Origin of the sequence: Amycolatopsis benzoatilytica AK 16/65 (assembly GCF_000383915.1) — a bacterium.
Lineage (GTDB): Bacteria > Actinomycetota > Actinomycetes > Mycobacteriales > Pseudonocardiaceae > Amycolatopsis > Amycolatopsis benzoatilytica.
On the sequence record NZ_KB912942.1, the window covers coordinates 2,510,560 to 2,532,797 of the forward strand.

At 70.6% G+C, this 22,238-nt stretch carries 26 protein-coding genes; 15 read left to right on the forward strand and 11 right to left on the reverse strand.

Annotated elements, in window-relative coordinates:
• Positions 1 to 41: 41 nt before the first annotated feature.
• Complete coding sequence (locus AMYBE_RS0111415; RefSeq protein WP_020659505.1) at positions 42 to 1,037, forward strand: helix-turn-helix transcriptional regulator; 996 nt, start codon at positions 42 to 44, stop codon at positions 1,035 to 1,037.
• On the opposite strand, the gene AMYBE_RS0111420 is transcribed toward AMYBE_RS0111415, so the two are convergent.
• Positions 970 to 1,671, reverse strand: a complete 702-nt coding sequence (locus AMYBE_RS0111420) for a transglycosylase family protein (protein ID WP_051124681.1) — start codon at positions 1,669 to 1,671, stop codon at positions 970 to 972. The two genes, AMYBE_RS0111415 and AMYBE_RS0111420, sit on opposite strands and share 68 nt — an antisense overlap.
• A 250-nt stretch (positions 1,672 to 1,921) precedes the next feature.
• Here AMYBE_RS0111420 and AMYBE_RS0111425 point away from each other — a divergent pair, with 250 nt between their 5' ends.
• The 6 genes from AMYBE_RS0111425 to AMYBE_RS43960 all read left to right on the forward strand — a co-directional run bounded on the left by AMYBE_RS0111425 (position 1,922) and on the right by AMYBE_RS43960 (position 6,654).
• Positions 1,922 to 3,322 carry an MFS transporter gene (locus AMYBE_RS0111425; RefSeq protein ID WP_020659507.1) on the forward strand — a complete coding sequence of 467 codons (1,401 nt, stop codon included), beginning with the start codon at positions 1,922 to 1,924 and terminating at the stop codon, positions 3,320 to 3,322.
• A gap of 22 nt (positions 3,323 to 3,344) precedes the next feature.
• Positions 3,345 to 4,106: a thymidine kinase gene (locus tag AMYBE_RS0111430; RefSeq protein ID WP_020659508.1), complete on the forward strand. Its 762-nt coding sequence runs from the start codon at positions 3,345 to 3,347 to the stop codon at positions 4,104 to 4,106.
• A 225-nt stretch (positions 4,107 to 4,331) separates the two neighbouring features.
• A complete protein-coding gene (locus tag AMYBE_RS0111435) occupies positions 4,332 to 4,679 on the forward strand; it encodes an RNA polymerase-binding protein RbpA (protein WP_009078445.1) in 348 nt (115 codons plus the stop codon).
• Positions 4,680 to 4,989: 310 nt separating this feature from the next.
• Entirely contained in the window at positions 4,990 to 5,157 is a 168-nt protein-coding gene (locus tag AMYBE_RS41490; protein ID WP_020659509.1) for a hypothetical protein, read from the forward strand.
• Positions 5,158 to 5,236: 79 nt separating this feature from the next.
• Entirely contained in the window at positions 5,237 to 5,581 is a 345-nt protein-coding gene (locus AMYBE_RS0111445; protein ID WP_020659510.1) for an ArsR/SmtB family transcription factor, read from the forward strand.
• Positions 5,578 to 6,654 carry an SRPBCC domain-containing protein gene (locus tag AMYBE_RS43960; protein WP_020659511.1) on the forward strand — a complete coding sequence of 359 codons (1,077 nt, stop codon included), beginning with the start codon at positions 5,578 to 5,580 and terminating at the stop codon, positions 6,652 to 6,654. Before AMYBE_RS0111445 ends, AMYBE_RS43960 begins: the two co-directional genes overlap by 4 nt.
• A 7-nt stretch (positions 6,655 to 6,661) precedes the next feature.
• Here AMYBE_RS43960 and AMYBE_RS0111455 read toward each other — a convergent pair whose 3' ends face one another.
• Genes AMYBE_RS0111455 through AMYBE_RS0111465 form a run of 3 tightly spaced genes read right to left on the reverse strand, consistent with a single transcriptional unit; the run spans position 6,662 to position 10,667 of the window.
• Positions 6,662 to 7,429 carry a polyprenol monophosphomannose synthase gene (locus AMYBE_RS0111455; protein ID WP_020659512.1) on the reverse strand — a complete coding sequence of 256 codons (768 nt, stop codon included), beginning with the start codon at positions 7,427 to 7,429 and terminating at the stop codon, positions 6,662 to 6,664.
• A gap of 24 nt (positions 7,430 to 7,453) precedes the next feature.
• A complete protein-coding gene (lnt, locus tag AMYBE_RS0111460) occupies positions 7,454 to 9,052 on the reverse strand; it encodes an apolipoprotein N-acyltransferase (protein ID WP_027927580.1) in 1,599 nt (532 codons plus the stop codon).
• A gap of 10 nt (positions 9,053 to 9,062) precedes the next feature.
• Positions 9,063 to 10,667, reverse strand: a complete 1,605-nt coding sequence (locus tag AMYBE_RS0111465) for an amidohydrolase (RefSeq protein ID WP_020659514.1) — start codon at positions 10,665 to 10,667, stop codon at positions 9,063 to 9,065.
• Between the two features lie 119 nt (positions 10,668 to 10,786).
• Between AMYBE_RS0111465 and AMYBE_RS0111470 the strand changes: the two genes are divergently transcribed.
• Positions 10,787 to 12,178 (forward strand): KamA family radical SAM protein, encoded by a 1,392-nt coding sequence (locus tag AMYBE_RS0111470; RefSeq protein WP_020659515.1) that lies wholly within the window; start codon positions 10,787 to 10,789, stop codon positions 12,176 to 12,178.
• Positions 12,179 to 12,232: 54 nt separating this feature from the next.
• On the opposite strand, the gene AMYBE_RS0111475 is transcribed toward AMYBE_RS0111470, so the two are convergent.
• The 6 genes from AMYBE_RS0111475 to AMYBE_RS0111500 are packed head-to-tail and all read right to left on the reverse strand — an operon-like array spanning position 12,233 to position 14,691.
• Positions 12,233 to 12,805, reverse strand: coding sequence for a hypothetical protein (locus AMYBE_RS0111475; RefSeq protein WP_020659516.1), 573 nt, complete (start codon positions 12,803 to 12,805; stop codon positions 12,233 to 12,235).
• On the reverse strand, positions 12,802 to 13,329 hold the full coding sequence (locus tag AMYBE_RS0111480; protein ID WP_020659517.1) for a DUF6286 domain-containing protein: 528 nt from the start codon (positions 13,327 to 13,329) through the stop codon (positions 12,802 to 12,804). Before AMYBE_RS0111480 ends, AMYBE_RS0111475 begins: the two co-directional genes overlap by 4 nt.
• The gene (locus AMYBE_RS0111485; RefSeq protein ID WP_020659518.1) at positions 13,326 to 13,733 is read right to left on the reverse strand and encodes an Asp23/Gls24 family envelope stress response protein; all 408 of its coding nucleotides are present in this window, start codon (positions 13,731 to 13,733) and stop codon (positions 13,326 to 13,328) included. Before AMYBE_RS0111485 ends, AMYBE_RS0111480 begins: the two co-directional genes overlap by 4 nt.
• A 3-nt stretch (positions 13,734 to 13,736) precedes the next feature.
• Positions 13,737 to 13,913: a hypothetical protein gene (locus AMYBE_RS45420; RefSeq protein ID WP_020659519.1), complete on the reverse strand. Its 177-nt coding sequence runs from the start codon at positions 13,911 to 13,913 to the stop codon at positions 13,737 to 13,739.
• The gene (locus AMYBE_RS0111495) at positions 13,910 to 14,236 is read right to left on the reverse strand and encodes a hypothetical protein (protein ID WP_020659520.1); all 327 of its coding nucleotides are present in this window, start codon (positions 14,234 to 14,236) and stop codon (positions 13,910 to 13,912) included. Before AMYBE_RS0111495 ends, AMYBE_RS45420 begins: the two co-directional genes overlap by 4 nt.
• Positions 14,233 to 14,691, reverse strand: coding sequence for an Asp23/Gls24 family envelope stress response protein (locus AMYBE_RS0111500; RefSeq protein ID WP_020659521.1), 459 nt, complete (start codon positions 14,689 to 14,691; stop codon positions 14,233 to 14,235). Before AMYBE_RS0111500 ends, AMYBE_RS0111495 begins: the two co-directional genes overlap by 4 nt.
• Positions 14,692 to 14,819: 128 nt before the next feature.
• Between AMYBE_RS0111500 and AMYBE_RS0111505 the strand changes: the two genes are divergently transcribed.
• On the forward strand, positions 14,820 to 15,101 hold the full coding sequence (locus tag AMYBE_RS0111505; protein WP_245573184.1) for a CsbD family protein: 282 nt from the start codon (positions 14,820 to 14,822) through the stop codon (positions 15,099 to 15,101).
• 213 nt (positions 15,102 to 15,314) lie between these two features.
• On the opposite strand, the gene AMYBE_RS0111510 is transcribed toward AMYBE_RS0111505, so the two are convergent.
• Entirely contained in the window at positions 15,315 to 16,031 is a 717-nt protein-coding gene (locus AMYBE_RS0111510) for a GntR family transcriptional regulator (protein WP_020659523.1), read from the reverse strand.
• Positions 16,032 to 16,233: 202 nt separating this feature from the next.
• Here AMYBE_RS0111510 and AMYBE_RS0111515 point away from each other — a divergent pair, with 202 nt between their 5' ends.
• The 6 genes from AMYBE_RS0111515 to AMYBE_RS0111540 are packed head-to-tail and all read left to right on the forward strand — an operon-like array spanning position 16,234 to position 22,186.
• Entirely contained in the window at positions 16,234 to 17,403 is a 1,170-nt protein-coding gene (locus AMYBE_RS0111515; RefSeq protein ID WP_020659524.1) for an acyl-CoA dehydrogenase family protein, read from the forward strand.
• The gene (locus AMYBE_RS0111520; protein ID WP_020659525.1) at positions 17,400 to 18,239 is read left to right on the forward strand and encodes an HpcH/HpaI aldolase/citrate lyase family protein; all 840 of its coding nucleotides are present in this window, start codon (positions 17,400 to 17,402) and stop codon (positions 18,237 to 18,239) included. The genes AMYBE_RS0111515 and AMYBE_RS0111520 overlap by 4 nt, the downstream gene beginning before the upstream one ends.
• Positions 18,239 to 19,387, forward strand: a complete 1,149-nt coding sequence (locus AMYBE_RS0111525; RefSeq protein WP_020659526.1) for an acyl-CoA dehydrogenase family protein — start codon at positions 18,239 to 18,241, stop codon at positions 19,385 to 19,387. The genes AMYBE_RS0111520 and AMYBE_RS0111525 overlap by 1 nt, the downstream gene beginning before the upstream one ends.
• Positions 19,388 to 19,393: 6 nt before the next feature.
• Complete coding sequence (gene fabG / locus AMYBE_RS0111530; protein ID WP_020659527.1) at positions 19,394 to 20,119, forward strand: 3-oxoacyl-ACP reductase FabG; 726 nt, start codon at positions 19,394 to 19,396, stop codon at positions 20,117 to 20,119.
• The gene (locus tag AMYBE_RS0111535) at positions 20,116 to 20,979 is read left to right on the forward strand and encodes an HTD2 family dehydratase (RefSeq protein ID WP_020659528.1); all 864 of its coding nucleotides are present in this window, start codon (positions 20,116 to 20,118) and stop codon (positions 20,977 to 20,979) included. The genes fabG and AMYBE_RS0111535 overlap by 4 nt, the downstream gene beginning before the upstream one ends.
• Complete coding sequence (locus AMYBE_RS0111540) at positions 20,972 to 22,186, forward strand: acetyl-CoA C-acetyltransferase (protein ID WP_020659529.1); 1,215 nt, start codon at positions 20,972 to 20,974, stop codon at positions 22,184 to 22,186. Before AMYBE_RS0111535 ends, AMYBE_RS0111540 begins: the two co-directional genes overlap by 8 nt.
• Positions 22,187 to 22,238 lie beyond the last annotated feature (52 nt).

Consider the following 22,238-nt stretch of genomic DNA (forward strand, 5'->3'; position numbering starts at 1 on the left):
AGCGGACCAGAGCTGACCTCTTCCGCGGGCAGGATGGACCGGTGCCGAAGACTTCCGGGCGGTTGCTGTCGCTGCTTTCCCTGCTTCAGGCTCGGCGGGACTGGCCGGGTGCGTTGCTGGCGGAGCGGCTGGAGGTCAGTCCTCGCACGGTGCGGCGGGACGTCGACCGGTTGCGGGAGCTGGGGTATCCGATCGTCACGGCGAAGGGGCCGGACGGCGGCTATCGGCTGGGCGCCGGTGCGCGGCTGCCGCCGTTGCTCTTCGACGACGATCAGGCGGTCGCGTTGGCGATCGCGCTTCAGTCCGCGACCGGGGCAGGCATCGAGGAGGCGGCCGGGCGTGCGCTGAACACGGTCCGGCAGGTGCTGCCGGCGCGGTTGCGGCATCGGGTGGACGCGTTGAGTTTCACCGCGGTAGAGCGTCCGGTGCCGAGCGCGGATCCGCGGACGCTGGTCGCGGTGAGCGCGGCGGTCCGGGCTCGGGAGGTGCTGCGGTTCGATTACCGGGACCGGGACGGTCCGCCGCGGCGCGCGGAGCCGCATCATCTCGTGACCTGGGGTCGGCGCTGGTATCTCGTCGCGTGGGATCTGGATCGCGACGACTGGCGGGTTTTCCGCGCGGACCGGATGGGGCTGCGCACGCCGAACGGGCCTCGGTTCGTGCCGCGCGAGTTGCCGGATGTCGCGGCGTTCGTAGCGGCGCGGTTCCAGGGCACTGACGAGAACGGCGACTGGCCGTGCCGGGGCGAGGTGGTGGTGCATCTTCCCGCGTCGGAGGTGGCGAGCTATCTGGCGGACGCGGTGGTCGTGTCGCTGGACGAGGAGCGGTGCCGGGTGAGCATGGGGGCCTGGTCGTGGCGGGGGCTGGCGGGCGCGTTCGGCCGGGTCGACGCCGCGGTGGAGGTCGTCGGCCCGGCCGAGCTGACCGAGGCGTTCGGGGAGCTGGCGGCCCGGTATGCCCGGGCGGGCCTCAGCGCGGAGCCTTGCCCTCCCACGCCGCCGTCCACGTCTTCGGGCCCAGGCGGCCCGAGTCGTTGATGCCGTTGGCGCGCTGCAGGTCCAAGACGGCGGTGCGGGTCTTGTCGTAGTAGCAGCCGGTGCCGTCGAAACCGTAGCCGTAGGCGTTCATCCGCAGCTGGAAGGTGCGCAGGGCCGGGGCGCAGTCGCCGTAGGCGTAGACCACTCCGGGCCACGGGGGCTGGGCGCCGGGCGGCGGTGGCGGCGTGGGCTTCGGGTTCGGGGCGGGCGGAGCGGGCAGGCCGCCGCCGCCGATGTAGGCGGATTCCTCGTAGGAGGGGACGCGCTTGCTGCGTCCGTCGCCGTCGTCGGACAGGCCGAGCATTCCGCCGCACTCCCACGGCTGCCAGCCGCGCATCCGGTAGAGGTAGAGCGCGCGGTAGTCCTGTTCGCCGGGGCTGGCCTGGTCGGGGCGGCCCTGTCCGCCGACGCTGCGCCAGGTTGACAGGTCGAACTGGTAGGCACCGTAGTAGCCGTTGCCGGTGTTGATGGTGTAGCGGCCGCTCGACTCGCACATCCGCAGTTTCGCCCAGGTGCCCGATGCGGGGTCCGCGGAGGCGGCGCCGACGACGGCGAGCTCCATGCCGAGGACGGCGACCACGAGCAGCAAGGCTCGAGCGGCGGCGCGTCTGGCGGTGCGAACACGTGTGGTCATGGCACGCACACTAAGCACGTGACCCATTGACCACAAGAGTCACACCACGCTCACGAGTCTCACATGACACGCCCGGGGAACCCGGCAGCGACACGCCCGGACCGGCGTGTCGCGTTCTCCCCCGCGCGGCGCGCCGCGCGGGGGAAGCGACGAACCGGACACGGTTTGCCCCCTTCGGCGGTACCGACCGGCTCTGAGCCAGTAATCTCCGGCGCGACCTGGAGATTCCTGACCGTTTGAGGAGCCGTGGATGACGCTGGCCGAGACCCGGGACAGCAAGCGGGAGAGGTGGGGCTGGTACTTCTACGACTGGGCCAACTCGCCGTTCTATTCGTCGGTGACGACGGTGTTCGGCGCCCTGTACATGAGCACGGTGGCGGCCTCGGACGCGAAGCAGAACATCACCCTTAACGGGGATCGGGCTTGTCTCGACGCGTCCGGTGTGGACGACAAGCTGAACCACTGCGACGTCTCGCTGTTCGGTTTGCATTTCCCGGCCGGTTCGATGTGGGGCTATCTGCTGTCGGTCGCGACGGTCGTGCAGGTGCTCGTGCTGCCGATCGCGGGCGCGGTGGCCGACCGCAGCCGCAACAAACGGCGGATTCTCGGCTGGTTCGCCGGGCTCGGCGCGGTCGCGTCCGCGCTGATGTTCTTCATGGCCGGTTCGGACTGGCAGCTGGGCGCGGCGCTGTTCATCGTCGCCAACATCGGCTACGGCGGCTCGCTGGTCGTCTACTACTCGTTCCTGGGCGACATCGCGACGCCGGACGAGCGCGATGACGTGTCTGCGAAGGGCTGGGCATTCGGCTATCTCGGCGGCGGGCTCGCGCTCGCGCTGCAGCTGGCGTTCTACCTCAGTCGCGACACACTCGGCGTGGACACCTCGACCGCGGTGCGGATCTGCTTCCTGACCTCGGGTATCTGGTGGGCGGTCTTCACCGTCCCGACGCTGCGGCGGCTCCCCCGGGTCCATGTCCCGGCCGGGGTCGAGCCGGGGGTGTCGGTGCTGCGGTCCGGGTTCCGGGAGCTGCGGCAGACGCTGCGCGAAGCGAAGGCGTATCCGCTCACGCTCGCCTTCCTCGGCAGCTACCTGCTCTTCGCGGACGGGATCAACACGGTGGTCACGGTGTCGGCGCAGTACGGGAAGGACGAACTGAAGTTCGGCGACGAGGTGTTGATCGTCACCATCCTGGTCATCCAGTTCGTCGCCTACGCGGGAGGTGTCCTGCACGGGCTCGCCGCCCGCCGTCTCGGTGCGAAGCGGACGATCCTGGTCAGCCTGGTGCTGTGGGTCGCGGTGCTCGGCGGCGCGTATTTCGTGCAGGCGCGCAAGCCGGTGGAGTTCTTCGCGGTCGCGGTGGGCATCGGGCTGGTGCTGGGCGGGACGAACGCGCTGGCCCGGTCGCTGTTCAGCCAGATGATCCCGGCGGGCAAGGACGCCCAGTACTACTCGCTGTACGTGGTGGGCGAGAAGGGCACGTCCTGGTTGGGGCCGCTGGTGTTCGCCGGGGTCGGGCAGGCGACCGGGTCATTCCGGCTGGCGATCGTCGCGCTGGTGGTGTTCTTCGTCGCCGGGTTCGTGTTCGTGGCGTTGGTGCCGGTCCGGCGCGCGATCGTGGCTGCCGGCAACCGTCCGCCGGAGGTGCTGTGAGGCCCCGATAGGGTCGGGCGTCGTGACCGCTGCAGACGACGTTGTTCTCGACGACCCCACCGACGCGCTTTCCGCGGCCCCGCCGGCCGGGGCCCGGCGCAACGGTCCGGCCCGGGGACGGCTGAAGTTCTGCTACGGCCCGATGGACTGCGGGAAGTCGACGCTGGCGCTGCAGATCGATCACAATCACGCGCGCCAGGGCAGGCGCGGCCTGGTGCTGGTCCGGCACGACCGGTCCGGGGCGCCGCAGATCACCAGCCGGATCGGCATCACCCGGCAGGCGACCGAGATCGCGCCCGGCACCGACGTGCGGGACCTGGTGCGCGAGCAGTGGGCGCGCGGGCAGCACGTGGACTACCTGATCGTGGACGAGGCGCAGTTCCTCTCCCCCGGGCAGGTCGACCAGCTCGCCGATCTCGCCGACGAGGCGGGTATCGACGTGTACTGCTTCGGGATCGCGACCGATTTCCGCAGCAGGCTCTTCCCGGGCGCGGCCCGGCTGTTCGAGATCGCCGACGAGCTGCAGCCGGTCCAGGTGGAGGTGCTGTGCTGGTGCGGGCTGCCGGGCCGGTTCAACGCGCGGGTGCGCGGCGATGTGATTCTCCGTGACGGAGACACCGTTGTGGTGGCAGATACCGAACACTCCGTAGTTGAACCTTCAGCTTCAGCACGATCCGATGCTGAAACGATCACGGTCCGTTATCAGGTACTGTGCCGACGCCACTTCCGCTCGGGTGATCTGGGACCCACTGTGGCCCAGCACGGTCAGTTACGGTTGTCCTAGCGCTAACCTAACTAGCCCGACTGGGGGATATCCGCACTAGGAAGGCGGTATTCGCGTCACGTCGGGCGGCGAAAAGACTCCCTCTGGAGGAAGCTGAAGACCACGGGTGACGCAGCTCATCGTAAGCGGCGACACGGTGCTCCGGGAATCCTTCGGACACCTTGTTCGTTGCATAGGGTGAGCATCACCCTGGCTCCACCCGGAGCTGACTGAAAGGATCCCACTATGGCCGACCGTGTTCTCCGTGGAAGCCGGCTGGGAGCGGTCAGCTACGAGACCGACCGCAATCACGACCTCGCCCCGCGCCGTACCGTGCGTTATTCCTGCCCCAAGAACCACGAGTTCGAGGTGCCGTTCTCCGACGACGCCGAGATCCCGACGGTGTGGGAGTGCCGCCTGCACGGCAGCGAGTCCGAGATCGTCGATGGCGGGCAGCCCGAGCAGAAGAAGGTCAAGCCCCCCAGGACGCACTGGGACATGCTGCTGGAGCGCCGCTCCATTCCCGAGCTCGAGGACCTGCTGAACGAACGTCTCGCCGAGCTCAAGGGACGCCGGACCAGCCGGTCCGCTTGAGTCTTGGCCAGTAGCTGGCTCCCACCAAGAAGAGGAACGGCCCCCGCGACCTCCCCCCGCGGGGGCCGTTCCGCGTCCTCGGCACGATGTCTTCAGCCACGATGACGCCGAGCTGGGCTGGCGGACGGCCGCTGGGCGGCGGCTCGCTGCCCACACCAGGAACGCGCAGGATGCTCGCGCCGGCCCAGCCTGCCGCGGCGAACGCGGCGGTCGTCCCGGCCGCGCCGAGTGCCGAGCCGAGCGAGAGACGGCCGCTTCGGGCAAACGGCAGGTCTACGCCCTGACGTCGGCCGGGCGCGACCTGTTCACGATGGTCGCGGCACTGCGCCAGCGGGGCGAGCGGCACGCGTTCGCTCCGGGCGAGGAGCACTCCGTCCTGGTCGACGAGGCCGGGCAGCCGGTGCCGCCGTTGCGAGCGGCCGGAGCGGACGGCGGCCGAGTCGGCGTCGCGACGACGTCGGTGCGCAAGGTCCGCTGAATCCGCCCGACCTCTTGCTCGACCCTATCGACCGGCTTACAGTCAATGTATCGCTTGATAAAGAGATCGGTTGATAAAGATGCCCGTTGACAATGTCGAGGACCGGCTGGACCGGGCGTTCACCGCGCTCGGCGACCCGATCCGGCGCGCGCTCATCGCCCGTCTTTCCCGCGGCGAAGCGACCGTGAACGAGCTCGCCGAGCCGTTCGCGGTGACGAAACAGGCCGTTTCGCGGCACGTCCAGGTGCTGGAGGCGGCCGGGCTCATCACCCGAAGCCGGGACGGCCAGCGCCGGCCGTGCCATCTCAACGCGGCCGCACTCGAAGAACTCACCAGCTGGATCGACGCCTACCGGCTGACCCGGGAACGCGAGTACCGCCGGCTCGACGACGTCCTCAGCGAGATGAAGGAGCAAGACCGATGACCCCCACCACGATCACCGCCCAGCCCGGCAGTCCGTTCATCGAGGTCGTCCGCGACTTCGACGCGACCCCGGCGCAGCTGTTCCGCGCCTACACCGACCCGGAACTGCTCACCCGCTGGCTCGGCCCGCGCGACGTCGGAATGCGGCTGCTCGAGTTCGACCCGCATTCCGGCGGCGGCTACCGCTACCTGCACCGGGACACCGACGGCGGCGAACACTTCTTCCACGGCGTCTTCCACGCTGTCGTGACGAACGAACGGATCGTGCAGACCTTCGAGTACGAGGGCGCGGCGGGTCACGTCTCGCTCGAAACCGTGTCCTTCGAAGACCTCGACGGCCGGACCCGGGTGCGCACCCAGTCGGTCTACCCGAGCGTCGAAGCGCGGGACGCGATGGTGGCCAGCGGCATGGAGCGCGGGATCCGCGACTCGATGGACCGGCTCGCCGAAGCGGCCGGGCAGCCGGGCACGTCCCGGGTGGTGGTGGACATTTCGATGTCGCTGGACGGCTACGTCACCGCGCCGGGGGCCGGTCCGGAGCACGGTCTCGGCATCGACGGGGAGGTGATCCACGCCTGGGTCCTCGACCAGCGCACGCCGCGCGACGCCGAGATACTGGAGCGTTCCTTCGCCGATACCGGCGCGGTCATCATGGGGCGCAACACTTTCGACGTCGTCGACGGCCCGCAAGGCTGGAGCGACGAGGTCGGCTACGGACACGATCAGGACCAGAGCGCGTCGCCGCCGGTGTTCGTGCTCACCCACACGCCGCCGGACAAGGTGCGCCTCGGCGAGCGGTTCCGCTTCGTCACCGACGGGCTCGAGAGCGCGATCGACCAGGCCCGCGCGGCCGCCGGCGACAAGGACGTGGTCGTCATGGGCGGCGGCTCGGTCTGCGGACAGTACCTGGCCGCCGGGCTCGCCGACATCCTGCGCATCCACCTCGCGCCGGTCGTCCTCGGCGCCGGGACTCCCCTGTTTCCCCAGGGAATCCCGGCGGTGGTGCGGTTCGAACCGCTCGGCTCGGTCTCGACGCCGGGCGCCGAGCACCTCACCTACCGGGTGCTCAAGTAAGGCCGCGTCACCCTCGGCCCAGCAGCCGCTTCAACTGGGCCAGGCGGCGCTGCACGCCCCACTCCGCGACCCGGAAGAACGCCTCCGACATGATCCCGCCGCTCATCTTCGACACGCCGATCTCCCGGTCGGTGAAGGTGATCGGCACCTCGACGATGTCGAACCCGGCGTCCGCGGTGCGGCGGGTCAGGTCGATCTGGAAGCAGTACCCGTGCGAGGCCACCTCGGACAGCGCCAGCTTCTCCAGCACCGGACGGCGGTACGCACGGAACCCGGCCGTCATGTCCGAGACCTTGATGCCCAGCGCGATCCGCGAGTACAGATTCGCGCCGCGCGAGAGCAGCGTGCGGCGCAGCGGCCAGTTCACCGTGCTGCCGCCGGGCACGTACCGGGACCCGATCGACAGGTCCGCGTCGCCGACCGCGTCCAGCAGCCGCGGCAGGTCCTCCGGCGCGTGCGAGCCGTCCGCGTCCATCTCCACGAACGTCGCGTAGCCGCGTTCCAGTCCCCAGTGGAACCCGGCGATGTACGCCTTGCCGAGGCCCTCCTTCGCGGTGCGGTGCAGCACGTGCACCCGCTTGTCCGCCTCCGCGCGCTCGTCCGCGAGGTCACCGGTGCCGTCCGGGCTTCCGTCGTCCACCACGAGCACGTCGACGTCCGGGAGTGCCTTGTGCAGCCGGTCGAGGATCGGGCCGAGGTTGTCCCGTTCGTTGTACGTCGGGATCACCACCAGCACCGGCTCGATCGTTTCGGCCCCCCGCGGCGCCTGCGCCATCCCTATCCTCCGCATCCGGCGGGTTCAGCCCGCCGATTCCCCTGCTGTCGTGCCGCGAGTGCGAAAACGGAGCACGAACCCGCCGACGACACCCGCGATCGCCAATGCCAGCAGTCCGTACTCCGTCCACACGCCTAGTCGATCCGACAGCGTAGTCTGCGTGCGCAGCGGCACTCGGCCGACCAGGGCATCCGCCGTGAAAAGCCCGGTCGAGCTGGTGATCGTCCCGTCCGGGGCGACGATCGCGCTGACCCCGGAGATCGCCGACACCACCACCGCGCGCCCGTGCTCGACCGCGCGCAGCCGTGCCATCGCCAGCTGCTGGTCGCTCATCTCCCCCGGCCCGTACCACGCGTTGTTCGTCGGCACCACGAGCAGCTCGCCGCCCTCCGCGGTCGCGTCGCGGGCCGGGCCGTCGAACGCGGTCTCGTAGCAGATGAACACGCCGACCTTGGTGCCCGCGACCGACAGCGCTGCGTTGGAGCCGTCGCCGGGGCGCATGTCCCGGGTGTCGTCGATGAACGGCGTCACCAGCCGCGCGACGGCGCGGGCAGGCACGTACTCGCCGAACGGCACCAGATCCTGCTTCACGTAGCGCTGGCCCGGCCCGGTCTTCGGGTCCCAGACGACGGCGGAGTTCTCCGCGGCGCCGTCCGGGGTGCGCACGAGCGCGCCGATGATCGCGGGCACCCCGTAGGCCGCGACCATCTGGTCGACGCCCGGGTCGCCGCCCTCCAGCGGCGTCGCGGTTTCCGGCCACAGCAGCAGGTCCGGCTTCGGCACCTGCCCGGCTTGGATCTTCTCCAGGAGCCGGGAGCTCTCGACGAGACTGTTGTCGCGCAGCACCCCGCGCTGGCCTTGCAGCGCCAGCCCGATGTCCGGCGCGTTCCCCTGCACCGAGGCGATGGTGCGGGAACCGTCCTGCGCCTGGGTGCCGACCGTCGGCCAGACCGCGAGCCCGGCCGCGGCCGGGAGCACCGCGAGCAGAACCGGCCACACCAGCGCGCGGTCGCGCAGCTGCCGGGTGTTCCAGAGCTTCGCGAGCACCGCGGCGAGACCGAAACCGGAGAGCACCACGGCGAGCCCGACCAGCGGCGCGCCGCCGACCGACGCCAGCGACAGGAACGCGCCCTCCGGCTGGCTGAACGCGACCCGGCCCCACGGGAACCCGCCGAACGGGAACCAGGTGCGAGGCGTTTCCAGCGCGACGAACACCAGCGCGCCCCAGAGCGGCGCCAGCGGCAGCCGGGACACGACCCGGATCAGGAGCCCGGCGAGTCCGAAGTAGAGCGACAGCGCGATCGACAGGGCCACCCACGGCACCGGCCCGAACTCGCGGCCGAGGAAGTCCTGCAGCCAGACCAGCAGCGGCAGGAAGAACGCGACGCCGAACACGAAGCCGTAGCCGAACGCGCCGCGGAACGACCGTCCACGAAGGACCAGCGCGAACGACGCGAACGCGAGCGGCGCCAGCCACCACAGCGGGCGCGGCGCGAAGCTCAGGTAGTAGCCGTAGCCGGTGGCGGTCGTCACTGCGACGCGGGCGAGCCACGGTTTCCAGGCGCGCTTGCGCTTCTGCTTGTGCGATACGCCCGATTCGACGCCCGCCACGTTCACTGCCACACCCGGAACTCTAAGCGGCCGGTGTGAACTCGTCGTAGATGACCGTCCCGCCGCGGACCGTGCGCAGGCAGCGCGGCAGCGGCGTGCCCGGCTCCAGTCTCGGCAGCGGGGGCACGCCGGAGCGCGGATCGGTCGACCAGCGCTGCACGCGGGTGTCGGCGGTGGCGACGACGAGGTCCGCGGCGTCCCAGATCGCGTAGTGCGCGGGCGCGCCGGGGACGAGGCTCCCGGTCACGCCGTCGTTGACCCCGGCTGCGCGGTGTCCGGCGCGGGTGTGCGCGGTGAAGGCGGCACGGGCGGACAGGCGCGCTTCGGGGGTGTGGTGGTGCACGGCGGCGCGGACCGCGGCCCACGGATCGAGCGCGGTGACCGGGGCGTCGCTGCCGAACGCGAGGACGACGCCCTCGGCGGCGAGCTGCGCGAAGGGATTCAGCGCGGCGGCGCGTGCGCCGAGGCGTTCGGAGTACATCCCGGACCCGCCTCCCCAGGCCTCGTCGAACATCGGCTGCACCGACGCGACGACCCCCCAGCCGGCGAGCGCGCGGGCCTGCTCGGCGGTGACCATCTCCAAGTGCTCCAGCCGGTGGTGGCGCGCGGCGAGCGCGCGCTGGCCGACCTGCTTCTCCGCTCGGCGGAACCCTTCGACGACCTCCGCAGCGGCCGCGTCGCCGATGACGTGGAAGCCCGCCTGCAGGCCGGCCTCGGTGCAGGCGACGAGATGGTTCGCGATGACGGTCGCGTCGGCGTAGAGCGAGCCGGACGTGCCGGGCTCGTCGGAGTACGGGCTGCTCAGCGCGGCCGTGCGGGAGCCGAGCGCGCCGTCGACGAAGAGGTCCCCGCCGACGCCGTGCGCGCCGAGCCGGCGGGCGGTTTCCAGGCCGTTCAGCTCGCCCCAGTAGCCGACCACCTCGGGCAGACCGGGCTCGGCGGCGAGAGCGAGCAGGTCGGCGAAGTCTTCCGGGCCGGAGATGTCCGGGCCGGCGCATTCGTGCACCGACACGATCCCGCGCGCGGCGGCGGCGGCGAGGAAGGCGCGTTGCGCTTCCTGCCGGTGCGATCGGCTGACCGCGTCGCGGACGGCTCCGCGGACGCGATGGTGCGCGTCGCGGGTCAGCGGGCCGTCGGCGGACCAGCCAGCGGCCGATTCGACGCCCGGCGCGAGCCGGGCGAGAGCGCTGGACACCAGCGCGGAATGGACGTCGACGCGGCTCAGGTAGACCGGGGTGTCGCCGGCGGCCGCGTCCAGTTCGGCGCGGCTGGGCAGCCGGGGTTCGGACCACGCGGACTCGTCCCAGCCGTGCGCCAGCAGGACCCGCCCGGGAACGACGGCCTCGCGGACCGCGGCGAGCAGGTCGGCGGCGCTGCGGGCGGCGGTCAGGTCGAGGCCGGTGAGGTGCAGTCCGGTGGACGTGGCGTGCACGTGCGCGTCCACGAACGCCGGTGCGACGAACGCCCCGCCCAGGTCGACCACCTCGGCGTCCGGGTGCAGCGCGCGGGCGGGCGCGTCCTGCCCGACCCATACGACGGTGCCGCCGGAAACCGCCATCGCGGTCGCGTCCGAGGACGACGGGGTGTAGACGCGGCCGCCGAGCAGAAGCGTGGTGCTGTCGTTCACGCCACGAGTCTGCCCTGATCGTCCAGGCCGGCCCGACCGGGTCGTCGTGCGAAAAGATTTACGGTCGACTAACGTTGTGACAGGATATTTTCACGTGTTTCCGACGACGAGGAGTACAGATGACTGCGATCCAGGAACCTGTGCCGACTGCCGCCGCCTTCGACCAGCCGTATGAATACGCGCGCGCCGAGCTGGTGGAACCCGACTGGCGCCGCTTCCCCGGCTGGCACGACGTCACCGAAGCGGAGTGGCGCGACGCCCAGTGGCAGCGCGTGCACTGCGTGCGCAACGTGAAGCAGCTGCGCGCCCTGATGGGCGATCTGCTGGAGGAGCGGTTCTACGAGGACCTGGTCGCCGACCAGCGCGAGATGGCCACCATGTCGATGCTGCTGCCGCCGCAGATGATCAACACGATGGCCCCGCACGCGGGCACCGACCCGGCGAAGGTGACCGAGGCGTTCTACGCCGACCCGATCCGCCGGTACATGCTCCCGGTCCGCAGCGACCGGCACGCGCAGTGGCCGAGCCACCCGCACGCCGAGCGCGACTCGCTGCACGAGGCCGAGATGTGGGTGGTCGAGGGGCTCACCCACCGCTACCCGACCAAAGTGCTGGCCGAAATGATCTCCACCTGCCCGCAGTACTGCGGCCACTGCACCCGGATGGACCTCGTCGGCAACTCGACCGAACAGGTGGAGAAGCACAAGCTCTCGCTCAAGCCGGTCGACCGCCAGGACGCGATGATCGACTACCTCAAGCGCACGCCCGGCGTGCGCGACGTCGTGGTATCCGGCGGCGACGTCGCCAATGTGCCGTGGCCGCAGCTGGAGTCGTTCCTGATGCGGCTGATGGACATCGAGACCGTCCGCGACATCCGCCTCGCCACCAAGGCGCTCGCCGCGCTGCCGCAGCACTGGCTCCAGCCGAAGGTCACCGAAGGCCTGCAGCGGGTGGCGCTCACCGCGCAGGCCCGCGGTGTGAACCTGGCGATCCACACGCACGTGAACCACGCGCAGTCAGTGACCCCGCTGGTCGCCGAGGCGGCGCGCACGGCACTGCAAGTGGGCGTGCGGGACGTGCGGAACCAGGGCGTGCTGATGCGCGGGGTGAACGCGACGCCGGCGGAGCTGCTGGACCTGTGCTTCGCACTGCAGGGCGAAGCGAACATCCTGCCGTACTACTTCTACATGTGCGACATGATCCCGAACGCGGAACACTGGCGCGTCGCGGTGTGGGAGGCGCAGGAACTGCAGCACTCGATCATGGGATACCTGCCCGGGTACGCGACGCCGCGCATCGTGTGCGACGTCCCGTACGTCGGGAAGCGGTGGGTGCACCAGCTGGCCGAGTACGACCGGGAGCTGGGGATCTCGTACTGGACGAAGAACTACCGGACCGGGATCGAGCACGAGGACCCGGAGGCGTTGCAGCGGAAGTACCCGTACTACGACCCGATCCAGACTCTGCCGGAAGCCGGGCGGAAGTGGTGGGCCGAGCAGCCACGAGGCTGAGGTCCGGTCAGCAGAGGGACTCGTGACGAACGCTCACGGGTCCCTCTGCTTCGCTCAGCCCACGCGGGAACGCGCCCGCCGGGTGAACCGGAATTCGAGGGCCACCGGCACAGTGTCGAGTTCCAGCGCTTCGGCCAGCCGGGGAAGTGCGTCCTCGGTGATGCGTTCGCGGATCGCCCCGAGGTCGGCATCCAGCTCCGCAGTGACGACAAGGGCCAGCGAAGGAGCCTCTCGCGGTCCGGCCAGCGCGGCGCGGACCTGGTGCACGCCAGGGTATCCGCGCAGTTCTTCGGAGAACGGCGCGACGGCGGTGTCGGCGCGCAATTCGGTCCGCCCGTACTCGGGATCGGCCTCGAAACGCCAGGTCCTGGTGCGCGGCCGGTGCGCGAACTGGGCCAGCAGCCAGCGCAGTGCGAGGAGCCCGACCAGCACCGCCGCCGCGGCGACTCCGTAGAGCGCCCACACCGGCGGTTCGGCGGTCTTCGGCACGAGCGGCGCCGCGGGATCGAGCAGCCGCAGCACGCGAAAGTGCGTCGCCAGCCCGAATCCGCCCCCGGCGAGCAGCACGAGCCCGATCAACCCGAGCAGAGACCGGTTGAGTCCCGCCGGGCGGTTGAAGCCGGTCATGACGCCTCCCTCGTCGCCCGGACCCGGACGCGCACTGAGGGCCGGCGGGAGGGCGCGATGCTGTCCAGCCGCGCCTCCACCGCGGAGCGGACGGCTTCGGCCAGTCCCTCGGTCCGGGTGCGCGCCGTCTTCACCCGGACCTTCACCGTGCGCCCGCCCGGCGAGAGCCGGGCCTTGTCGACTCCGTCCACCGCGGCGGCGGCAGCGTGCAACGCCGTTCGGTAGCTCGCGCTGTCGGCGCCGGAATCCGGTGTCCCCTCCAACGGGAGGACCCGGCGCTTGCCTGGAAGGAGCGCGGCCAGCAGCAAGATCAGCCCGACGGCGACGACAGCGGCCGAGACGATCGCGGTGAGCGGATCCGCCCAATGCGCGTCGTGCACAGCCGACGCGACCGAGCGGTAGTCCAGCCACGGCGGATGTCCGGTGAGCCGCTGGATCGCGGCGACGGCGAGCAGAACGCATGCCGCCAGCAGGACGCATGCGGTCAAGGTCGCCGGCACGGACCGGCGGGTGCGGCGTTTCATTCGATCCTCCTTCGCACCGGGGCCGGATCGTGCAGCGCGGTCACCGTGATGTCGACCCGGCTGACCGGCATCCCGGTGAGCTCCTCCACTCGCGTGCGCAGGTGTGCGCGAACCCGCTCGGTCGTCGAGGCGACCGGTGCCGGGTAGCTCAGCGACAACCGCACTTCGAGATCCACCTCGCCGCCCGCGACCCGGGCCGTGGCCTTCGCGGAGCGGTCCAGCGCTTCGCCGCCGACGCTGATGCCGAGCGTCCGCCCGGCCGAACCGCCGACCCGGTCGATTTCGTTCACCGCGCGGGCGGCCAGCCGTTCCACCGCGTGTTCGCTGATGGCGAGACTGCCTCGCTCATCCGGTTCCGGCGCGGGCGCGGTCACCGCGCCCGGCGCCTCCGATACGGCGGCCACGGCTCAGCCCCGGCCCCGGCCGATGAGCTGCGACAGGTCGAGCCGGCCGTCCAGCACCCGCCCGACGAGCAGCCCGACCGCGCCGAGCACCAAGACCAGCAGAAATGCGCCGAATCCGCCGATCACGGCGGCCAGGCCCAGCGCGAGGCCGGTGAGCAGCCCCAGAGCAGTCGCGTTCACGACACCGTCTCCTTCCGGTTTTCCGGTTCCTCCGCGCCAGCCCCGGACGGGACCGGCTCTTCCACGCCGGCGATGAGCACGTGCACGGGACGCCCTGGCACGTCGGCCGCGGTCCGCACCGCGGCGGCCACCTCGCGAGCCGAGAACGGCAGGCGGACTGTCACGCCGACGGTGACGTCGTCTTCGGTCACCCGCACCCCGGGCACCCGGCCGCTCGCGCCGAGCGTTGCGAGGTGGCCGAACCGGCCGCTGTGCACGTCCGCCACTTCCGGCGAGGCGAGCACAGCGGCGGCGATCCGGGCCGCCTCGGCGGTCGGGCTCACTGCACCCGGCCGCTCTCGGCGGACGTTTCGTCGTCCTCGTCCGGCAGGTGCAGGTCGCCGACGTTGATGTTGACCTCGACCACTTCGAGGCCGGTCATCCCTTCCACCGCGCTGATGACGTTGCGCCGGATCGAGCGAGCCACGTCCGCGATCGAGACGCCGTACTCCACCACGATCTGCAGATCCACCGCGGCCTGCTTCTCGCCCACCTCCACCGAGACGCCCTGCCCGGCCGACGCGGTGGCGCCCGGGATCCGCTCCCGCAGAGCCGAGAACGCCCGCGCCGCGCCGCCTCCGAGGGCGTGCACCCCGGGGATCTCCCGCGTCGCCAGCCCGGCGATCTTCTGCACCACCACGTCCGCGACCGTGGTCGTCCCCTGCGAACTCGTCAGTGGTCCGGCGTCGATCTTCGCCACGTCCTGGGACTTTGCTGCCGAGTCAGTCGTCGAAGCCATCGTTTTCTCCTCCGGTCGTCATTGCGCGGCCCGCATTCGGCAGGCCGTCTGCGCATTCACCGGTTCGACTCCGCGGACGCGGAAAAGTCACGCCACGAACGAGTGACGACGATCACATGATCGGGTGCGTGACGATCCTGATTCCGCTCGGTCTATCCCACCGACCTGCTTTTCATCTGAGTTCCGAAAAGGAGAAATCCATGTCGGCAGAAGACAAGATCGGCGCCAAGGCCGATGAGCTCGGCGGCAAGGCCAAGGAAGCGGCCGGAGCACTGACCGGCAACGAAAACCTGGAGAACGAAGGCAAAGCCGACCAGGCGAAGGCCGGGATCCGGAAGGCGGCCGAGGACGTGAAAGACGCTTTCGGCGACGCTGCCGACAAAGTCAAGAACGCGCTGAAAAAGGACTGATTCAATAGTGGAGCGCCCGCTGACTGGCCGCACTGGCGTCGCAGGTTAACGGGCTCTCCGGCGAAAGGTGGGATTACCGCCTCGTGAGCCGGATTCCGCGGGCTCGTCGGCCAGGTCGGCCCGGCGAGCCCGCGGGCATTTCCGGGAAATTCATTGCCTGTTCGCGGCGAGTCCCGTACCCGGCGGCCGCGACATCGACCCCGGGCGGCCCGGTCAGTGGTCCCAGAACCCCTGCTTCTCCAGCAACGCCACCGCGCGTTCGCCGGCTTCCGCGAAGTGCTTCTCCACCAGAGTCCGCGCCCTCGCCGGCGATCGTGCCGCCAGCGCGTTGAGGATCAGCCGGTGGTCGTCGTCCGCTTTGCCAGACCAGTCCTCGTGCGCCTCGTAGAACCCGTGCGACACCGTCTTCGACAACATGCCCAGCAGCGAGACCAGCCGCCGGGAGTCGGCGGCGTAGTTGATCCTGCGGTGGAACTCGAAGTTGAGCCGCTCTTTCGCCGCCGGGTCGGGTTCGGCTTCCATCCGCTCGGCGTGATCGGCCAGCGCCTGTAGGCTCGCCGGCGAGAGATTCTTCGCCGCGCGCTCGGCGGCCAGGCCGGAGACCAGGCCGAAGACCCGGAAGTGGTCGCGGATGTCGTCGCGGGTCATCCGGGCGACGAACGCGCCGCGGCGGGCGATGTGCTCGACCACACCCTCGTGGTCGAGCGTGATCAGGGCTTCGCGGATCGGCAGCTTGCTGATTCCCAGTTCGTCGGCCAGCGCGTCCTGGTCGATCTTCGCGCCCGGGCGCAGCCGGCCGGAGAACACCCGCCGCCGGATCTCCTGGGCGGCCATCGCTTTGAGGTTCGCCGGGCCGGTGCGGCGCGGTCCGGCGCCGGCGGTCTCGGGCATCGCCACGACCATCTCCCATCGCTGCGCGGACGACTCCATCCGATGAAGTATTACACAGCTGCGGCAACCGTTCGCCGCCCCGGAACCTCGTCGGCCGCCCGCTCGGTCGCGCGTAGTCATTCGCGTTGAACTGCGGATTTGTCATCCAAGGAGATCATCTTCGAACCAGTCGGCGGGTGAGCTAGCCGATGATTTCTGATAAAGTATTTTCTCAGCGGGTCGGCTGGGTCATAGTGGGGGCATGGCAGCTGCGGTGACTCCCGAGGACTTCCGGCCGATTCTGGAACTGGTGCGCGACTTCGTTCGCGCGAAGGTGCTCCCCCGCGAGCAGGAGATCATGGACGCCGACGCGATTCCGGACGATCTGCGGGCGCAGGCGGCGGAGATGGGCCTGTTCGGCTACGCGATCCCGCAGGAGTGGGGCGGGCTCGGGCTGGACCTGACCCACGACGTCGAGCTGGCGATGGAGTTCGGCTACACGTCGCTGGCGCTGCGGTCGATGTTCGGCACGAACAACGGCATCGCCGGGCAGGTGCTGGTCGGCTTCGGCACCGACGAGCAGAAGGCGCAGTGGCTGGAGCGCATCGCCTCGGGCGAGGTCGTCGCGTCGTTCGCGCTGACCGAGCCCGGCACCGGATCGAACCCCGCCGGGCTGCGCACCAAGGCGGTGCGCCACGGGGACGACTGGGTGATCGACGGCCAGAAACGGTTCATCACCAACGCCCCGCTGGCGGACCTGTTCGTCGTGTTCGCCCGCACCCGTCCGGCCGACGATTCCGGTCCTGGCATCGCGGTGTTCCTCGTGCCCGCGGACACCCCGGGGCTGGAGGTCGGACCCAAGGACAAGAAGATGGGCCAGGAAGGCGCCTGGACCGCCGACGTCACCTTCAGCAATGTCCGAGTGCCTGCCTCCGCGCTCGTCGGCGGGGACGAGGACTCCGGGTACCGCGCCGCGATGACCTCGCTGGCGCGCGGCCGGGTGCACATCGCCGCGCTCGCGGTCGGGACCGCCCAGCGGGCGCTGGACGAATCCGTCGCCTACGCCGCTTCGGCGACGCAGGGCGGTCAGCCGATCGGCGAATTCCAGCTGGTGCAGGCGATGCTGGCCGATCAGCAGACCGGGGTGATGGCCGGGCGGGCGCTGGTGCGCGAGACCGCCGCGCGCTACGTCTCCGGCGAGGACCGGCGGATCGGTCCGTCGGCGGCCAAGCTGTACTGCACGGAGATGGCGGGCAAGGTCGCCGACCTGGCGGTGCAGATCCACGGCGGCACCGGCTACATGCGCGACGTGCCGGTCGAGCGGATTTACCGCGACGTGCGGCTGCTGCGGCTTTACGAAGGCACCAGCGAGATCCAGCGTCTCATCATCGGCGGCGGGCTGGTCCGGCAGGCGAAGAAGGCGCAGAAATGACCAGCCGCGCGGTTGCGCGCGCACGGGAAGCGACCACCCTCCTGTTCGTCCCGGGCGACCGCCCCGAGCGCTTCGGCAAGGCTGTGGCCTCGGGGGCGAGCCTGGTCGTGCTCGATCTGGAGGACGCTGTCGCGCCGGAGCGCAAGGTGTACGCGCGGGAACAAGTGGTCGCGTGGCTTGAGGAGAACCCCGAGTGCGCGGTGCGCGTCAACGCCGCCGGCACCGCTTGGCACGACGAAGACCTCGCCGTGCTCAGGCGGCGCCGGTGCACCGTGATGCTGCCCAAAGCCGAGCCGGCGACGACACGCGCCGCGGCCGAGCAGCTCGGCGTCCTGCCCGCGGTGATCGCGCTGGTCGAAACCGCGCGCGGGATTCTGGACGCGCGGGAGACCGCGACCGTGCCGAACGTGCAGCGCCTCGCGTTCGGCAGCTTCGACCTGGCCGCGGAACTGGGCGCCGATCCGGCGGACCGGGACGCGTTCGTCGCCGCCCGGGGCGCGCTCGTGCTCGCCTCCGCCGCAGCAGGACTGCCCGGGCCGATCGACGGCGTCACCGCGGACCTGGACAACGAAGCACACCTCACCGACGAAGTCCGCTACGCGCGGCGGCTCGGGTTCGCCGGAAAGCTGTGCGTGCACCCGAAACAGGTCCCCGTCGCCGCCGCGGCGCTGCGTCCGACGCGCGAGGAAATCCGCTGGGCGCACTCGATCCTCGACGCCGGTGCGGGCGGGGCGGTCGCGGTGAACGGGCAGATGGTCGACAAGCCGGTGCTGGAGCGCGCGCAGCGCGTTCTCCGGCAGGCACGAGAAGGGAACGGGCAGGTGTCAAATTCCTGATGACGCTCACCGACGACGAACAGCAGATGGTCGCCCTGGTCGCGGAGTTCGTGGACGAACGGGTCCGGCCCCGGGTCCGCGAGTTCGAAGCCGACGACGTCTACCCGGCCGAGTTCATCGACGAGATGAAGAAGCTCGGCTTCTTCGGCCTGCTCGCCCCGGCCGAGTACGGCGGGGTGGACGTCAGCACGGCGTGTTTCGCCCGGGTCACCGAGGAGCTGGCGCGCGGCTGGATGAGCCTCGCGGGCGCCATCGGCGGGCACTCCGTCATCACCTATCTCATCAAAACCTTCGGCACACCCGAACAGCGCGAGAAGTACCTGCCTGCCATGGCTGAAGGCCGAATCCGGGCGACGATGGCGCTGACCGAGCCCGGCGGCGGCAGCGACCTGCAAGCCATGCGCACCCACGCCGACCCCGACGGAGACGGCTACACGATCACCGGCTCGAAGACCTGGATCTCCAACGCCGCGCACTCCGGCCTGATCGGGCTGCTGTGCATCACCGACCGCGACGCGGAACCCGCCCACCGCGGCATGAGCGTCCTGCTGGTCGAACCCAGCGACGGACTCGCCATCTCCAAGAAGCTGCCGAAGCTCGGCTACCGCGGCGTCGAAGCCTGCGAACTCGTTTTCGACGGCCAGCAGGTGCCCGCGGACGCCGTGCTGGGCGGCACGCCGAACGAGGGCTGGTCGCACATGATGCGCGGGCTGGAAGTCGGCCGGATCCAGGTCGCCTCGCGCGCCCTGGGCGTCGGCCAGGCCGCTCTGAACGACGCCATCCGCTACGCCCAGGAACGCGAATCGTTCGGCAAGCCCATCTGGAAGCATCAGTCCGTCGGGAACCTGCTCGCCGACATGGCCACGAAGATGCGCGCTGCCCGGCTGCTCACTTTGGACGCGGCGGAGAAGCTCGACGCGGGCGAGCGCGCGGACATGGAAGCCGGGATGGCAAAACTGTTCGCCTCCGAGACCGCGATGCAAGTCGCGCTCGACGCGATCCGCGTCCACGGCGGCTACGGATACTCCAAGGAATACGACGTCGAACGCTACTTCCGCGACGCCCCGCTCATGATCGTGGGCGAGGGAACCAACGAAATCCAGCGCAACGTCATCGCCGCCCAGCTCATCGCCCGCAACAAGATCTGAGGAACCATGACTCTGCTCAACGGCCGGACCGCCGTCATCACCGGCGGCGCGCAAGGCATCGGACTCGCCATCGCCCAGCTGTTCGTCGCCCAGGGCGCCCGGGTCGTGCTCGGCGACATCGACGGCGAGGCAGCCGCGAAAGCCGCCGAGAGCCTGGACGGGGAAGCGGTCGGCGTCGCCTGCGACGTCACGAAGGGGTCCGATGTGGACAATCTGCTGGCCGCGGCTCCCTCCCCGGTCGACGTGTTCGTCAACAACGCGGGCATCACCCGCGACGCCACCATGCGCACCATGACCGAGGACGACTTCGACCAAGTCATCGACGTCCACCTCAAGGGCACCTGGAACGGCACCCGCAAAGCCGCCGCCATCATGCGCGAACGCAAGAGCGGCTCGATCGTCAACCTGTCCTCGCTCTCGGGCAAAGTCGGCATGGTCGGGCAGACCAACTACTCCGCCGCCAAGGCCGGCATCGTCGGGCTCACCAAAGCCGCCGCGAAAGAGATGGCGCATCACGGCGTGCGGGTCAACGCGATCCAGCCGGGCCTGATCCGGACCGCGATGACCGAGGCCATGCCGCAGAAAGCCTGGGACCAGAAAATGGCCGAAATCCCGATGCGCCGTGCGGGCGAAGTCGGCGAAATCGCCTCGGTCGCGCTGTTCCTCGCCTCCGACCTGTCGTCCTACATGACCGGCACCGTCCTCGAAGTCACCGGCGGACGGTTCATGTGACCGGCTGGGAACCGCGCGCCCTCACCACCGCGGAACTGGTCGACCCCGCCCCGGTCGCCGCGCTGGCCGCCCTGTTCGACAACGGCCTGCCCGCACCGCGCCCGGGCGACGACCTGCCGCCGCTGTGGCACTGGGTCGCCCTCCCCCGCTGGCCCGTCTCCTCCGAACTCGGCCCCGACGGGCACCCCGCCCGCGGCACGTTCCTCCCGCCGGTCGACCTGCCCCGGCGCATGTTCGCCGGCGGCGAGGTGACTGTGCACCGGCCGCCGAAGATCGGCGAACCCGTCAGTCGACGGTCCATTGTGGACTCCGTGACGGAGAAGACCGGGCGCTCGGGCCGGTTCGTGATCGTCGTCGTGCGGACTGTCCTGTCCGGAGCGGACGGCACGCTGCTCGTCGAGGAACGCCAGAACCTGATCTACCGCGGAGCAGGAGCGGTCGCCGAACCCGCACCGGCGGCACCCGCAGTCCTGGCTGGCACACCATTCCGCCGGGCCGACCCGGGCTGGGACTTCGCCACCGACCCCACCCTGCTCATGCGCTTCTCCGCCGCCACCGCGAACCCGCACCGCATCCACTACGACTGGCCGTATGCGACGCAGGTCGAGGGTTATCCCGGTCTCGTCGTGCACGGGCCGCTGATGTCGCTCGCCCTGGCCGAGGTGCTGCGCCTGGACCACCCCGCCGCACGGGTGACCCGGCTGGCGCACCGCAACCTCGCGCCGCTGTTCTGCGGCCAGCCCGCGCACTTGCACACCGAGCCGCGTCCCGGCGGCGCGACCCTGACCCTCGCCGGTCCCGCCGGACCATGCACCAGCCTCGAAGCCGAATTCTCTGAGGAAGGCACTCCCCATGCGTGACGCCGTCATCTGCGAACCCGTCCGTACCCCGATCGGCCGCTTCGGCGGCTCCCTCAAGACCGTCCCCGCCGCCGACCTCGCCACCATCGCGCTCAAAGGCCTGCTGGAGCGCACCGGCCTGCCCGCCGACGCGATCGACGACGTCATCCTCGGCCACTGCTACCCCACCGCCGAAGCACCCGCGATCGGCCGCGTCGTCGCACTTGATGCGGGGCTGCCGGTGACTGTGCCGGGCATGCAGGTCGACCGGCGTTGCGGCTCCGGCCTGCAATCAGTCCTCCTCGCCGCCCTACAGGTCCAAGCCGGAGCCAGCGACCTGATCGTCGCCGGCGGCGCGGAAAGCATGTCCAACACCGTCTTCTACGCCAACGACCTCCGCTGGGGCGCCAGCGGCGCAGGCGTGCACCTGCACGACTCGCTCACCCGCGGCCGCCAGACCGCCGGCGGCAAGCACTACCCGGTGCCCGGAGGCATGCTCGAAACCGCCGAAAACCTCCGCCGCCAATACGGCATCAGCCGCGAAGAACAGGACCGGCTCGCCGCCCGGTCCCACCAGCGGGCCGTCGCCGCACAGCAATCCGGAGTGTTCGCCGAGGAGATCATCCCGGTGCCGGTCGAGACGCGCAAGGGCACCGTCGTCGTGGACACCGACGAGCACCCGCGCCCGGACACGACCGTCGAGACCCTTGCCAAGCTGCGCCCCGTGCTGGGCAAGCAGGATCCGGAAGCCACCGTCACCGCGGGCAACGCCAGCGGCCAGAACGACGCCGCCGCCGTCTGCATCGTCACCACCCGAGAACGCGCCGACCAACTCGGCCTCCGCCCGCTCGTGCGGCTGGTCTCGCACGGCGTCGCCGGAGTCGAGCCCAAGATCATGGGCATCGGGCCGGTGCCCGCCTCCGCGCTCGCGCTCGAACGCGCCGGGCTCAAGATCTCCGACATCGACCTCATCGAACTCAACGAAGCCTTCGCCGCGCAGGCGCTGGCCTGCACCCGCGAATGGGGCTTCGGCGACACCGACTTCGACCGGCTCAACGTCCACGGCTCCGGGATCTCGCTCGGCCACCCCGTCGGCGCCACCGGCACCCGCATCCTCACCACCCTGGCCCGGGAAATGCAGCGCCGCGAAGCCCGGTACGGGCTGGAGACCATGTGCATCGGCGGCGGACAGGGCCTGGCCGCAGTGTTCGAGCGGGTGACGGCGTGACCCGCGTCTTCGGCTCGGCGGAGGAAGGCGGGCACGCGTTCGGGCAGGCGCG